The 14,405-nt window shown below is 74.0% G+C and carries 13 protein-coding genes; 11 read left to right on the top strand and 2 right to left on the bottom strand.

Annotated features, from left to right (window positions below; genetic code table 11):
- The first annotated feature begins 17 nt into the window (after nt 1-17).
- Entirely contained in the window at nt 18-749 is a 732-nt protein-coding gene (locus tag ACIP9H_RS19680; protein WP_401588998.1) for an SseB family protein, read from the top strand.
- A 16-nt stretch (nt 750-765) separates the two neighbouring features.
- Here the strand turns inward: ACIP9H_RS19680 and ACIP9H_RS19675 are convergent, their stop codons facing one another.
- Entirely contained in the window at nt 766-1,143 is a 378-nt protein-coding gene (locus tag ACIP9H_RS19675; protein WP_319662037.1) for a DUF1844 domain-containing protein, read from the bottom strand.
- Nucleotides 1,144-1,547: 404 nt separating this feature from the next.
- On the opposite strand from ACIP9H_RS19675, the gene infC reads away from it, so the two are divergent.
- The 10 genes from infC (at nt 1,548) to ACIP9H_RS19625 (ending at nt 13,484) form a co-directional block, all read left to right on the top strand.
- Nucleotides 1,548-2,207: a translation initiation factor IF-3 gene (gene infC, locus ACIP9H_RS19670; RefSeq protein WP_360906508.1), complete on the top strand. Its 660-nt coding sequence runs from the start codon at nt 1,548-1,550 to the stop codon at nt 2,205-2,207.
- A gap of 130 nt (nt 2,208-2,337) precedes the next feature.
- On the top strand, nt 2,338-2,532 hold the full coding sequence (rpmI, locus tag ACIP9H_RS19665) for a 50S ribosomal protein L35 (protein WP_319662038.1): 195 nt from the start codon (nt 2,338-2,340) through the stop codon (nt 2,530-2,532).
- A gap of 100 nt (nt 2,533-2,632) precedes the next feature.
- On the top strand, nt 2,633-3,016 hold the full coding sequence (gene rplT / locus ACIP9H_RS19660; RefSeq protein WP_018564305.1) for a 50S ribosomal protein L20: 384 nt from the start codon (nt 2,633-2,635) through the stop codon (nt 3,014-3,016).
- A 116-nt stretch (nt 3,017-3,132) separates the two neighbouring features.
- The gene (locus ACIP9H_RS19655) at nt 3,133-3,966 is read left to right on the top strand and encodes a TrmH family RNA methyltransferase (protein ID WP_401959926.1); all 834 of its coding nucleotides are present in this window, start codon (nt 3,133-3,135) and stop codon (nt 3,964-3,966) included.
- A 44-nt stretch (nt 3,967-4,010) separates the two neighbouring features.
- Complete coding sequence (locus ACIP9H_RS19650) at nt 4,011-5,147, top strand: ATP-binding protein (protein WP_401588991.1); 1,137 nt, start codon at nt 4,011-4,013, stop codon at nt 5,145-5,147.
- 134 nt (nt 5,148-5,281) lie between these two features.
- A complete protein-coding gene (gene pheS / locus ACIP9H_RS19645; protein WP_401588988.1) occupies nt 5,282-6,415 on the top strand; it encodes a phenylalanine--tRNA ligase subunit alpha in 1,134 nt (377 codons plus the stop codon).
- Complete coding sequence (gene pheT / locus ACIP9H_RS19640; RefSeq protein WP_401588985.1) at nt 6,415-8,919, top strand: phenylalanine--tRNA ligase subunit beta; 2,505 nt, start codon at nt 6,415-6,417, stop codon at nt 8,917-8,919. Before pheS ends, pheT begins: the two co-directional genes overlap by 1 nt.
- A gap of 281 nt (nt 8,920-9,200) precedes the next feature.
- On the top strand, nt 9,201-10,373 hold the full coding sequence (locus tag ACIP9H_RS19635) for a PP2C family protein-serine/threonine phosphatase (protein WP_401588982.1): 1,173 nt from the start codon (nt 9,201-9,203) through the stop codon (nt 10,371-10,373).
- Between the two features lie 115 nt (nt 10,374-10,488).
- Nucleotides 10,489-10,782, top strand: coding sequence for a hypothetical protein (locus tag ACIP9H_RS19630; protein WP_401588979.1), 294 nt, complete (start codon nt 10,489-10,491; stop codon nt 10,780-10,782).
- Between the two features lie 68 nt (nt 10,783-10,850).
- Nucleotides 10,851-13,484, top strand: a complete 2,634-nt coding sequence (locus tag ACIP9H_RS19625; RefSeq protein ID WP_401959923.1) for an AAA family ATPase — start codon at nt 10,851-10,853, stop codon at nt 13,482-13,484.
- On the opposite strand, the gene ACIP9H_RS19620 is transcribed toward ACIP9H_RS19625, so the two are convergent.
- Nucleotides 13,475-14,338 (bottom strand): 3-hydroxybutyryl-CoA dehydrogenase, encoded by an 864-nt coding sequence (locus tag ACIP9H_RS19620; protein WP_401588973.1) that lies wholly within the window; start codon nt 14,336-14,338, stop codon nt 13,475-13,477. The genes ACIP9H_RS19625 and ACIP9H_RS19620 overlap by 10 nt on opposite strands.
- Nucleotides 14,339-14,405 lie beyond the last annotated feature (67 nt).

The following is a 14,405-nucleotide window of genomic DNA, read 5'->3' as shown; positions in this document are numbered from 1 at the left end:
GCGGCTACCCTCGGGGGGTGCCTCCCAAGAACATCCCGGACTCCGGGTTCCCCGACGACGACGGCTCCGCCGACCCCCGGCTGGCGGCGGCACTCACCGCCTTCGGCGCCGACCCGTCGGCGGAGGACGAGGTGCTGGCCGCGCTCCCGGGCGCGCGCCTGCTGGTGCCGGTCGTCGCGCTGCTGGGCGAGACCGAGGAGGGGCCCGGGGGGCTGCGCCGGGAGAAGACCAGCGACATGGCCGTGCCCACCATCGAGGCCGACGGCCGCCGCGCCCTGCCCGCGTTCACCTCGACCGCGTCGCTGGCCCGCTGGCGCGCGGACGCCCGTCCCGTGGCCGTGCCCCTGGGCCAGGCCCTGCAGGCGCTGGTCCACGAGAAGGCCGACACGCTGCTGGTCGACATCGCCGGCCCGGTTCCCTACGCCCTGACCGGGGCCGCGCTGCGGGCCGTCGCCGCCGGCCGCGGCAGCGGCGACCCGCTGGCCGACCCTGCCGTCCGCGCGGCCCTGCGCACGGCCGTCGCCGGAGAGCCGGACGTACTGCGCGCCCACCTGGTGCCCTCCGCCGGCTCGGACGGCACCCTGGGCATCGTGCTGGGGCCCGCCGCGGACGTACGTGCCGTCGCGCAGCGCGTCTCCGCCGCGCTGGCGGGCGACGAGGTGCTGCGGGGCGCCCTCGTGCGCGGTATCGAACTGGCCCTGCTGCCCGACGGCGCGACGCTGCCGGGCGAGCCCCTCTTCACGCGCTGACGGCGCTGCCCCGGCTCTACCCGTGGACGGGACCGGTGAACTTCTCGCCGGGGCCCTCGCCCGGGGCGTCCGGGACGGTGGACGCCTCGCGGAACGCGAGCTGCAGCGACTTCAGGCCGTCCCGCAGCGGGGCGGCGTGGTAGGAGCCGATCTCGGGCGCGCCCGCGGTGATCAGCCCGGCCAGCGCCGTGATCAGCTTGCGCGCCTCGTCGAGGTCCTTGTGCTGGTCGCCCTCCTCCGCGAGGCCGAGGTTCACCGCCGCCGCGCTCATCAGGTGCACCGCGACCGTCGTGATCACCTCGACCGCGGGAACGTCCGCGATGTCGCGGGTCATCGTGTCGAAGTCGGGGCGGTCCGCGGAGGGGGACTCGTGCTGGGAGGTGGCGTCGCTCATGCCTCACACGATAGGCCCACGCCGTCCGATTACGGTCTGCGGTCGATGGCTGGTATGCTTGACGATCGACCGGCTGGACAACTCTCCGCGGACGCGCGGCACACCGAAGCAGTATCCGGTGGAGCCCATGGACGCGGTGGGGACCAGCCCACAAGTGGAGCTCCGATCTCCCACCTTGCCGGCCCCGGAGGCCGACGGGTCACCGGTCAGGCGACGTGTCCTCGACGAGGGCGCGGTGCCCGACGCGCCCCGCGGGGAATACCGCGGCGGTGCTCCCGGTTGTGAGGAGCCCGCCTGTGACCCGCTAGGGGCGTTTTTTGCGTCTTCTCGCGGGCGGCAACCAACGACACAGATGTTACGCGGCTGTCGGCCAGTCAGCCGCGTGGTGCTACCGAGGAGGCCCCATCAGCGCCGAGCCCCGCATCAACGACCGGATTCGCGTCCCCGAGGTGCGACTCGTCGGTCCCAGTGGCGAGCAGGTCGGCATCGTGCCGCTTGCCAAGGCACTGGAGCTTGCGCAGGAGTACGACCTCGACCTCGTCGAGGTGGCGGCGAACGCACGCCCGCCGGTCTGCAAGCTCATGGACTACGGCAAGTTCAAATACGAGTCGGCCATGAAGGCCCGTGAGGCGCGCAAGAACCAGGCGCACACGGTCATCAAGGAGATGAAGCTCCGGCCGAAGATCGATCCGCACGACTACGACACCAAAAAGGGTCACGTCGTCCGGTTCCTCAAGCAGGGCGACAAGGTCAAGATCACGATCATGTTCCGCGGTCGTGAGCAGTCGCGCCCGGAACTGGGCTTCCGGCTGCTGCAGCGGCTCGCGGACGACGTCCAGGACCTGGGCTTCGTGGAGTCCTCGCCGAAGCAGGACGGCCGCAACATGATCATGGTCCTCGGTCCGCACAAGAAGAAGACCGAGGCGATGGCCGAGGCCCGCGAGGCGCAGGCCGCCCGCAAGGCCGGTCGCCTGCCGGGCAGCCCGGACGACGAGTTCGACCCCGCCGACGAGCACGGTGAGGAGCAGGAGCAGCAGCAGGACGCTCCCGCCGACGCCGGCTGACGCCACCGGACCGGTGTCCGGCGGCTACGCCAGGGCCCGGAGCACCGCTCCGAGCCAGGAAACGAAGGACTGACGCTCTCCGTCCGCCCCCGGGCGGACGGGAGGGCCAGCGACGAGGAGACTACGGCGCATGCCGAAGAACAAGACCCACAGCGGTGCGAGCAAGCGATTCAAGATCACCGGCTCCGGCAAGGTGATCCGCGAGCGCGCCGGCAAGCGCCACCTGCTTGAGCACAAGCCGTCATCGAAGACCCGCGCCCTGACCGGCACGGTTGTCCTGGCCAAGCCCGACGCCAAGAAGATCAAGAAGCTTCTCGGCAAGTGACGGCACGCCCCCTTCGACCAGGGGGCGCGCCGCTGGACCGGGACCCATTCGCTTTCGGACCGTGTGACGACTTCCGCGGTCCCTCAAAAGGAGTTATCAAGTGGCACGCGTCAAGCGGGCAGTCAACGCCCAGAAGAAGCGCCGGGCGATCCTCGAGCAGGCCAGCGGTTACCGCGGTCAGCGTTCCCGCCTGTACCGCAAGGCGAAGGAGCAGGTCACCCACTCCCTCGTCTACAACTACAACGACCGCAAGAAGCGCAAGGGCGACTTCCGTCAGCTGTGGATCCAGCGCATCAACGCCGCTGCCCGCGCCAACGGCATCACCTACAACCGCTTCATCCAGGGTCTGAAGGCCGCCAACGTCGAGGTGGACCGCAAGATCCTCGCGGAGCTGGCCGTGAACGACGCCAACGCGTTCGCCGCGCTGGTCGAGGTGGCCCAGAAGGCCCTTCCGAGCGACGTCAACGCCCCGAAGGCGGCCTGACCCACGCTCCTTCCGGACCCGCAGGCCGCGTGCCTGCGGGTCCGAGGTATGTCCGGGGCGCCGTCGCCGTGCGCCCCCGCAAGCCCGCCAGACCCGACCGAATCGAGTGCACCCCCATGGCCGGCCCCGAGCTGACATCCCTGCGGTCCCCGCGCGTCGTCGCGGCACGCCGCCTCGCCAAGCGCAGCTTCCGCGGCAAGGAGCGCCGCTTCCTGGCCGAGGGGCCGCAGGCCGTGCGCGAGGCGATGGCCCATCTCGTCGAGGTCTACGTCACCCCCGAGGCCGCGGAGCGCCACGCCGGGATCGTCGCCGCCGCCAGGGCCGCCGGCGTGCCGGTGCTCACCGCGACCGACGAGGTCGTCGCCGAGATGTCGGACACCGTCACCCCCCAGGGTGTCGTCGGCCTCTGCCGCTTCCTGGACACCCCGTTCGAGGAGATCCTCCGGGCCCGGCCGCGGCTGGTCGCCGTCCTCGCCCATGTGCGCGACCCCGGCAACGCGGGCACGGTGCTGCGCTGCGCCGACGCGGCCGGCGCCGACGCGGTCGTGCTGACCGACGCCTCGGTGGACCTGTACAACCCCAAGGCCGTGCGCGCCTCCGTCGGTAGCCTGTTCCATCTGCCCGTGGCGGTCGGCGTCCCCATGGAGACCGTGGTCGAAGGCCTGCGCGGGGCCGGCGTGCGGCTGCTGGCCGCCGACGGCGCGGGGGAGCGCGACCTCGACGCCGAGCTGGACGAGGGCACGATGGGCGGCCCGACGGCCTGGATCTTCGGCAACGAGGCCTGGGGCCTGCCGGAGGAGACCCGCGCACTGGCGGACGAGGTGGTGCGCGTCCCCATCCACGGTCGCGCCGAGAGCCTCAACCTCGCCACGGCCGCCGCCGTGTGCCTCTACGCCTCCGCCCGGGCGCAGCGTGCTCCCGGAGGGTGCCGCACGGTAACCCTGAGCTAGTAGGGTGGCGCCCCGGGGACCGCCCTGGAGAGGGGGTTGCGCCAATGGACGTCAGGACGACCGACGGTACGGCGCCACGCGAGCTGCCGGCCTGGACCGCCGTCCTGACCGAGTTCGGCATCACGACCGACGAACTGCCCGACGGCCTCGTCGTCGCCGACGAGCGGGGACTGGTCGTCTGCTTCAACGCCGCCGCCGCCCGCATCACCGCGCTCGAACCCGCCCGGGTCATCGGCCTGCCCATCGACCGGGCACTGCCGCTGGAGGACCTGGACGGCCGCCGCTGGTGGCAGCTCACCCAGCCGTACGAGGGGCTGTCCACCCGCACCGGGCAGCCCGAGCGCAACCTGCTGCTGCCCGGCGGACGCGAGGTGCTGGTCTCCGCCCGCTACGTCCGCGACCACCCCACCGGCCCGGTGCGCCGGCTGGTCGTCGCGCTGCGCGGCACCGAGGCCCGGCGGCGCACCGAGCGCAGCCACGCCGAGCTGATCGCCACCGTCGCGCACGAACTGCGCTCGCCGCTCACCTCGGTCAAAGGGTTCACCGCCACCCTGCTGGCGAAGTGGGAACGCTTCACCGAGGACCAGAAGAAGCTCATGCTGGAGACCGTCGACGCCGACGCCAACCGCGTCACGCGGCTGATCGCCGAACTGCTCGACATCTCCCGGATCGACTCCGGCCGGCTGGAGGTGCGGCGCCAGCGGGTCGACATGGTCGCCGCGATCCGGCGCCACGTGGGCGCGCTCGTCGCCGCGGGGGACTCGCCGGACCGCTTCCTCGTCCGGGTGGCGGAACCGCTCCCGGAACTGTGGGCCGACCCCGACAAGGTCGACCAGATCCTCGGGAACCTGCTGGAAAACGCCGTGCGCCACGGCGAGGGAACTGTCACCATTGACGTATCCGCGGCACCCCGCCCGGCCGACACCCCGCGCGAGCGGGACCAGGCCGGCACGGCGGTGACCGTCAGCGACGAGGGACCAGGCATCCCGGAGGAGTCCATGAACCGCGTCTTCACCCGCTTCTGGCGGGGCAGCAAGCGCGGCGGAACGGGCCTGGGGCTGTACATCGTCAAGGGCATCGTCGAGGCCCACGGCGGCACCATCATCGTGGGCCGCGCGCCCGGCAAGGGCGCCCAGTTCCGATTTATCCTGCCCGTCGGGGCGCCGGCCTTCCTGGCCTGAGCGCGCGTGGTCCTCCACCGGCCCCGACGGGCGTGACCAGCCTTTCCCCGTGGCCCCGATAGACTCGACCCTTGGCATTCAGCGGTCGGGCAGGCAGGTCGGCCACGCCATCACCCACATCGGAACGGGAAGAAATGTCGGCACCGAACAAGTCGTACGACCCTGTCGAGGTCGAGGCACTGAAACCGGAACAGATCGAGCGCCGGCGCGACGAGGCGCTCGCCGCGATCGCCGAAGCCGCCGACCTCGACGCGCTGCGCGAGGCCAAGGTGGCCCACACCGGGGACCGCTCGCCGCTCGCCCTGGCCAACCGTGAGATCGGCGCGCTGCCGCCGCACGCCAAGGCGGAGGCCGGCAAGCGCGTCGGCCAGGCCCGCGGCGCGGTCAACCAGGCGCTCAAGGCCCGCCAGGAGGTGCTGGAGAACGAGCGCGACGAACGCGTGCTGGTCGAGGAGGCAGTGGACGTCACGCTGCCCTACGACCGCACCCCGCGCGGCGCCCGGCACCCGCTGACCACGCTGTCCGAGCGGATCGAGGACATCTTCGTGGCCATGGGCTACGAGGTGGCCGAGGGCCCCGAGGTCGAGACCGAGTGGTTCAACTTCGACGCCCTCAACATCTGGGCGGACCACCCGGCCCGGACCATGCAGGACACCTTCTTCGTCGAGGGCGACAAGCCCGCCGGGTCCGACCCGCAGGAGAGCGGTGTCGTGCTGCGCACGCACACCTCCCCGGTGCAGATCCGCTCGCTGCTCGGCCGCGACGCCCCGGTCTACGTGATCTGCCCCGGCCGGGTGTACCGCTCCGACGAGCTCGATGCGACGCACACCCCGGTCTTCAACCAGGTCGAGCTGCTCGCCGTCGACGAGGGCCTGACCATGGCCGACCTCAAGGGCACCCTCGACCACATGGTCCAGTCGCTGTTCGGCGCGGACATCACGACCCGGCTCCGCCCGAACTACTTCCCGTTCACCGAACCGTCCGCCGAGATGGACATGGTCTGCTACGTCTGCCGCGGCGAGTCCGTCGGCAACCCGGACCGGCCCTGCCGCACCTGCGGCAGCGAGGGCTGGATCGAGCTCGGCGGCTGCGGCATGGTCAACCCGCGGGTGCTCACCGCCTGCGGCGTCGACCCGCAGAAGTACAGCGGCTTCGCCTTCGGCTTCGGCATCGAGCGCATGCTGATGTTCCGTCACAACGTCGAGGACATGCGAGACATCGTCGAGGGTGACGTGCGCTTCACCCTTCCGTTCGGGATGGAGATCTGATGCGGGTCCCGCTTTCTTGGCTGCGGGAGTACGTCGACCTGCCCGCCGGCGAGTCCGGCCGCGACGTCCAGGCCAAGCTCATTTCCGCCGGCCTCGAGGTCGAGACCGTCGAGCAGCTCGGCGCCGGCCTCAAGGGCCCGCTGGTGGTCGGCAAGGTGCTCACCATCGAGGAGCTGACGGGCTTCAAGAAGCCGATCCGCTTCTGCACCGTCGACGTCGGCATCGCCAACGGCACCGGCGAGCCCCAGGAGATCGTCTGCGGCGCGAACAACTTCGCCGTCGGCGACAAGGTCGTGGTCGTCCTCCCCGGCGGTGTGCTGCCCGGGAACTTCGAGATCGCCGCGCGCAAGACCTACGGCCGCACCTCGCACGGCATGATCTGCTCGGGCGCCGAGCTGGGTATGGGGGACGACGGGTCGCACGGCATCATCGTCCTGCCGCCGGAGCACGAGGCGGGTACCGACGCCATCGAGCTGCTGGAGCTCGTCGACGAGGTGCTGGACATCGCGGTCACCCCCGACCGCGGCTACTGCCTGTCGATGCGCGGCGTCGCCCGCGAGGCGGCGATCGCCTACGGCCTGCCGCTGCGCGACCCGGCGCTGCTCGACGTGCCCGGCCCGAACTCCTACGGCTACGAGGTCAAGGTCTCCGACCCGGTCGGCTGCGACCGCTTCACCGCACGGACCGTCACCGGGCTGGACCCGGAGGCGGGTTCGCCGGTGTGGCTGCAGCGCCGCCTGCAGAAGGCCGGCATGCGGCCGATCTCGCTCGCGGTCGACGTCACCAACTACGTGATGCTGGAGCTCGGCCAGCCGCTGCACGCGTACGACCGGCAGCGCGTCGAGGGCGCGATCGGCGTGCGCCGCGCGCAGCCCGGCGAGAAGCTGACGACGCTCGACGGACAGGTCCGGGTCCTGGACCCCGAGGACCTGGTCATCACCGACAACCGCGGGCCGATCGGCCTGGCGGGCGTCATGGGCGGGGCCAACACCGAGATCGACGAGACGGGCGCCACCACGACCGACGTCGTCATCGAGGCCGCGCACTTCGACCCGGTCGCCATCGCCCGCACCGCGCGCCGCCACAAGCTGTCCTCCGAGGCGTCCAAGCGCTTCGAGCGCGGCGTGGACCCGCTGGCCGCGTCCGCCGCCGCGCAGCGCACCGTGGACCTGCTGGTGCTGCTCGCGGGCGGTACCGCCGAGGCCGGCGTCACCGAGATCACCGCGCCCTCCGCGCCGCACACCCTCACGATCCCCGCCGACCACCCGGACAAGGTGGCGGGCCGGGAGTACGGCCGCGAGACCGTCGTGCGCCGGCTCCAGCAGGTCGGCTGCGACGTGTACGGGGCCGACGAGCTGATCGTCACCGTGCCGTCCTGGCGCCCCGACCTGCGCGACCCCAACGACCTCGCCGAGGAGGTCATCCGGCTGGAGGGCTACGAGAACCTGCCCTCCACGCTGCCGAACCTGCCCTCCGGCCGCGGGCTGACCGAGTCGCAGAAGCTGCGCCGCCGGGTCGGCCGGGCGCTCGCCGGGGCGGGCTACGTCGAGGTGCAGAACTACCCATTCCTGGGTGAGGGCGTCTTCGACCAGCTCGGCCTGGACGCGGACGACCCCCGCCGCATCACCGTCCGGCTCGCCAACCCGCTGTCGGACGAGGAGCCCGCGCTCCGCACCACCATGCTCCCCGGCCTGCTCGGCGCCCTGCGCCGCAACGTGGGACGCGGCGCGCACGACCTCGCGCTCTTCGAGACCGGCCTGGTCTTCCGCCCCAGCGGCGAGGAGCCCGCGCCGCCGCGGCTGCCGGTCGACCGGCGTCCCACCGACGCCGAGATCGCCGCGCTCGACGCCGCCCTCCCGCGGCAGCCCCGCCGGGTCGCCGTGGTCCTGTCGGGCGCACGCGAGCAGGCCGGCTGGTGGGGCGAGGGCCGCGCCGCGGCCTGGGCCGACGCCGTCGAGGCCGGACGGATCGTCGCCCGCGAGGCGGGGGTCGAGCTGATCGTCCGCCAGGACCGGCACGCCCCGTTCCACCCGGGCCGCTGCGCGGCGCTGCTGGCCGTCGCGGACGGCGAGGAGGTCCTCGTCGGCAACGCGGGCGAGCTGCACCCGCGGGTCATCAAGGCGATGCACCTGCCCGAGGGCACCGCCGCCATGGAACTGGACCTGGACCGCCTGGAGCGCGCCTCGGCCGGCGTGGTGGCGGCCCCCACGGTGTCCGCCTTCCCGGTCGCCACCCAGGACGTCGCGCTCGTCGTGGACGCCTCCGTCCCGGCCGCCGACGTCGAGTCGGCCCTGCGGTCCGGGGCCGGCGGGCTGCTGGAGGCGCTGCGCCTGTTCGACGTCTTCACCGGCGACCAGATCGGTGCCGGGAAGAAGTCACTGGCGTACTCGCTGCGGTTCCGTGCCGCCGACCGCACGCTGACCGCGGAGGAGGCCTCCGCGGCCCGTGACGCCGCGGTCGCCGTCGCGGCCGAGCGCACCGGCGCCTCCCTGCGCGGCGCGTAGGACGGCAAGGGTGCCGGGGAACCGGCGCCGGCTCGGCGCGGGGCGCACTCGGATCACCGGGTGCGCCCCGCGCGCGTGTCCGGGCGATGCGGTGCACGGGGGGCACGAGGGGCGGGGACGATCACCCCAATACCCCCGGCCGGGCCACATAAGGGTCACGTCGCACGATCGGGTGAACCGGCAGGGGAGAGGCCGGTTCCCGGCCGGTCGGTCGACAGAATCGGGGGCGAACCAGCCCCGCTCGACGCGGGAGCGACGGCTGCGAGGGGGAGCCCGGCGGCATGATCGGACCCAGGGTGGCCATGGCGGTGACGGGCCGGGTGCGGGGGTGGCTGCTCCTCATGTGGCCGGGTGCGTGGGTGGCCGCCGTACTGGGGCTGGCCTGCGGGGTGCCCGGCGGGGAGGAGTGGCTGCCCGGTGTCGCGGCGGCGCCCGCGCTCGCCTGCGCGGGCACCGGACGGCGGCGCTGCGTCGCGCTGAGCGGCGGGCTGGCGGTGGCCGCGCTCTTCGTACCGGGGCCGGGCAGACCGCGGGCCGGTGCCGCGGTGGCGGTCGTCGCGGTGCTGGCGGCCTGCTTCTGGCTGGCCGACCGCAGGAGACGGCTCGCCGCCGAACTGACCCGCACCCGGGAGGTCGCGCTCGCCGCCCAGCGGGTGCTGCTGCGCCCGCTCCCGCAGCGGGTGAACGATCTGACGGTCGCCGCCGACCATGTGTCCGCCAGCCGGGGCGCGCATGTCGGCGGCGATCTGTACGAGGTCTTGGCCACGCCGCACGGCGTGCGCGCCGTCATCGGCGACGTGCGCGGCCACGGACTGGAGGCCATCGGCACCGTCGCGGCGCTGCTCGGCACCTTCCGGGAGGCCGCGTACGACGAGCCGGAACTCGGCGGGCTGCTGGCGCGGCTGGACCGGGCGCTCGCCCGGCACATCCAGGAACGCCCTTTCGCCGCCGAGGAGTTCGTCACCCTGATGCTGCTCCAGCTCGACGAGGACGGCCAGGTCGACGTCCTCAACTGCGGTCATCCCGGCCCCTACCGGCTGTCCGCGGACCGGCCCGGCAGCGTCCTGGCGCTGCCACTGGACGCGGGGGAACCTCTTCCGCCCCTGGGGCTGGTGGACGCGGCCGCCGGGGCGAAGGCGGTGCGCTGCGGGCGGCTGCTGCCCGGGCAGGCGCTGTTCCTGCACACCGACGGCGTGGCGGACGCCCGGGACGCGGACGGCACGTTCTTCCCGCTGGCGGCGGCCCTGGAAGGCGCCGCGCGTGCCGCGGGCGGCCACACGCTGTGCGCCCGGGCCCTGGTGGACGCCGTGCGCGCCGCCTACATGCGGCACACCCGCGGCCGTCTCACCGACGACATGGCGCTGCTCGTGCTGCACCGGGACGCCCCGCGCGTGCCCGAACAGGCGTCCGTCCCCCGGACCGTGACCCGGCATCCCGGAGTGCCGCGCGTCTGATCGTGCTCATCCTTGGTACACCTTGGTCGATCCGTGAGCAAAACGCTCATTGTCTGCCTTGTGCGCGCGCCGCACGAGGGGTGTCACCGGAGGAGAACCGAGCAGAGGGGCAGACATGGCACCACCGACCGCCACCGACATCGCGCTGTCCGCGCCCGCGGGCGAACTCATCGCCGTCGTCGGCCCGCCCGGCCCGCAGCGCTCAGCGCTCCAGCACGCGCTCAACGACGCGCCCTGGCACCGGGGTCCGGCCGTGACGACCACCGTCATCAGCGACGGCGCGTGGCACGAACTGCGCCGGGTCGCCGCCGCGGGCATCACCGTGGTCGCCGCGTGCGACGCCACCGTCGCCGCCGAGGCCCATGCCCACCGGGTCGTGCTGCTCCCCGATCCCGACGGGGTGGCGTGACCGATCCCTCCGCCCCGGGCGGACTCCCGCCATTGACAAGGTAGTTGCACAAACGTTGTCATGTGCATATGCCGTCCCTGATCGGGCGTCGGGAGATCCTCGACCATGCCCGGACACAGCTGAGCGCCGGTCCGGGCGTCCTGTTCCACGGGTCCGCGGGCATCGGCAAGTCCGCGCTGCTCACCGCGTTGAGCGCGCCGACCGGGCAGGCCGGGCAGGCCGCCGCCGACGGCTTCGTCCTGCGCTGCGCCCCCGTCGAGGAGGACGCCAAGCTCCCCTTCGTGGCGCTGATGGACCTCTTCGCCCGCGTCCCGGACTCCTATGTGGACGGGCTGGCCGAAGGCCCCCGCGCCGCGCTGCGCGCCGCCCTGCTGCGCGGCCGTGAGCCGGTCTCCCCGCAGAGCCGGCTGGCCGTGCGCGACGCGGCCGTCGACCTCCTGCGGGCGCTGTCCGCCGCCGGCCCGGTCCTCGTCGTGGTCGACGACCTCCAGTGGGTCGACATGCCCAGCGCCGAGGTGCTCTCGGTCGCCCTGCGGCGCCTGTACGACAACGCCCCCGTGCGCTTCCTGGCCGCCGAGCGCGTCATGGACGGCGAGGAGCCGCTCGGCCTGCGCTGCTGCCCGCCGGGCACCGCCACCGTGCCCGTGCCCCCGCTCGCCGACGGCGAAGTGGCCGACCTGCTGCGGGAACGCACCGGCCGGCAGCTCCCCGAGCACGCGCTGCGCGCGATCCAGGAGACCGCCGCGGGCAATCCGCTCTACGCGATCGAACTCGGCGTCGCGGCGCTGCGCGACGGCATGCCCGCCGAGGCCGGCGACACCCTGTCCGTGCCGCCGCGGCTGCGCGACCTGCTGCTGGACCGGGTACGGCTGCTGCCCGCCTCCGCCCGGCAGACGCTGCTGGTCGCCTCCGCCGCCGCCCGCCCCACGCTGCCGCTGCTGACCGCCGCCGGCATCCCGGACCCGGCGGCCGACCTGGCCACCGCCGAAGCGCTCGGGGTCGCCGTCGCCGACGCCGAGGAGACGATCCGCTTCCACCATCCGCTGATCCGCGCGGCGGTCTACGCCGACGCCCCCGAACACGGCCGCCGCGCCGTCCACAAGCTGCTCGCCCGCGCCGTGCCCGAGCCCGTCGAGCACGCCCGCCACCTGGCCCTGGCCCATCCGCACGCCGACGAGACCACCGCGGCCACCCTCACCTCCGCCGCCGGGTCCGCACGCCGCCGCGGAGCCCCCGCCACCGCCGCCGAACTGGCCGCGCTGGCCGCCCGCCGCACCCCCGCCGACCGCCCCGCCGAGCGCGCCGAACGGCTGCTGGCGGCCGCCGAGTACGCCAGCGACGCGGGCCTGCGCGCCGACGCCGACCGCTTCGCGGAGACCGTCCTGGCCGAGGCGGCCTCCGCCCCGCAGCGCGTCCGGGCCCGGCTGATCATGCTCGGCAACGCCGGACAGGCCCTCGGCGGCACCGGCCGGCTCATCACGGACGGCCTGGTCGAGGCCGAGGGGCACCCGGAACTGGAGGCCCGCCTGCACCACTGGGCCGCGGTGCGGCACCTCATCGGCGGCCGTCCCGCCCAGGCCGCCGCGCACGCGCGGCGCGCCGCCCACCCGGCGCTCGGGACCGGGCCCTCCGCGGGCGCGGACGCCGTCACCGCCGACACCCGGGTGGCCGCCCTGGCCCTGCTCGCCCGGCTGCACGCGCTGCACGGCGAGGCCGACGCCGCCGAGTCCGCGCTCGACGAGGCGACGGCCCTGCTGGGCCCCGCCGACGAGCCGGGCGCCCGGGAACTCGTACGGACCCGGGCGCTGCTGGCCGCCGACGCCGACCGCATCGACGAGGCGGAAGCCGCGATGGCCGGGCTCCTCGGCCGGACCGGCGAGTACGCCTCCGTGGAGGAGACCGCCGCCACCCTCGTCGCCCTGGTCCGCATCCAGGTCAGGTCCGGCCGCTGCCGCGAGGCCATGGACAACGTCGCCCGCTGCGGCGTCCTCCCGGTCCGCGCAGGCAGCGACTCCCCGCCGGTGCTCTACGCCGCCACGCTCGCGGAGACCGCGGGCGGCCGGCTGGAGCGCGCCCTGGAACTCGCCGACCGCACCGTGCGCGCCTGCACGACCGACGGCGACCAGCTGTTCCTGCTGCGGGCCCTGGGCGTGCGCGGCCGGGCCCAACTGCTCGCCGGGGGGCGGGAGAACACCGCGGCGGCCGTCGACACCCTGCGGCAGGTACGGCGGCTCGGGGAGACCATGGGCCTCGGCGACCCGGTGCTGCTGCGCTGGTACGGGGACCTCGCCGAGGCGAGCGCCATCCTCGGCGACACCGACGCCGCCGCCGAGGTGCTGCGCGCCGCCCGCCGCCGCGCCGGGCCCCGCCCGCCCGTGAGCGTGGCCGCCGCCCTGGAACGGGCCGAAGGGCTGCGGGAGACGGCGCTGGGCCACCACAAGCGCGGCATCGCCCGTATCCAGTCCGCCGTCACCCGGCTGCGCGGGCGGTCACTGCCGCTCGACCTCGCCCGCTCCCTGATCGTGCTGGGCGCCGCCGACCGCCGCCCGCGACGGGCCGCCGCCGCGCGCGCGGCGCTGACGGAGGCCCTGGAGATCAGCACGGCCGTGGGCGCCGCCCCGATGGCGGCCAGGGCCCGCGCGGAGCTGGCCCGGACCGGCGGAGGCCGTCAGGCCGCGACGCGAGCCCCCGACTACGCGTAGTCGTAGAAGCCGTGGCCGCTCTTGCGGCCCAGCCGGCCCGCGTCGACCATGCGCTGGAGCAGCGGGGGAGCGGCGTACAGCGGCTCCTTGAACTCGTGGTACATCGAGTCGGCGACCGAGGCCACGGTGTCCAGGCCGATCAGGTCGGAGAGCTTGAGCGGGCCCATCGGGTGGGCGCAGCCCATCTCCATGCCGTTGTCGATGTCCTCACGGCTGGCGATACCGGACTCGAACATCCGGATCGACGACAGCAGGTACGGGATGAGCAGGGCGTTCACCACGAAGCCCGCGCGGTCCTGAGCGCGGATCGGGTGCTTGCCCAGCACGTCGGTGACCAGCTTCTCCGCGCGCACCAGCGTCTGGCCGTCGGTGGTCAGCGCCGGGATCAGCTCGACGAGCGCCTGCACCGGGGCGGGGTTGAAGAAGTGGATGCCGAGCACCTGCTCGGGGCGCGAGGTGGCGACGGCGAGCTTCACCAGCGGGATGGAGGAGGTGTTCGAGGCCAAGATGGCGTCCCGGCGGGTCACCACCTGGTCGAGGACCTGGAAGATCTCGGTCTTGACCTGCTCGTTCTCCACGACGGCCTCGATGACGAGGTCGCGGTCCGCGAAGTCCCCGAGGTCGGTGGTGAAGCTGAGGCGCTCCAGCGCCGCGTCGCGCTCCTCCTCGGTGATCTTGCCGCGCTCGGCGGCCTTGGCGAGCGACGTCGTCAGGCGTGTGCGGCCCAGTTCCAGGGCCTCGCCGGTGGTCTCCGCGACCCGGACGTACAGCCCGGCCCGGGCGCACACCTCGGCGATGCCCGCACCCATCTGGCCACAGCCCACCACACCGACAAAACGGATGTCGTCGTTCAACGCCCAGCCTCTCCCTGATCGCGAGACGGAGACCCGGACCGTTGTACGGGCCGGACCAGCCCGATCG

It is taken from the genome of Streptomyces sp. NPDC088732, from assembly GCF_044751205.1.
Taxonomy (GTDB): Bacteria; Actinomycetota; Actinomycetes; order Streptomycetales; family Streptomycetaceae; genus Actinacidiphila.
Note: the sequence above shows the minus strand (reverse complement) of the source record. Positions and strands in the feature narration are given on the sequence as shown.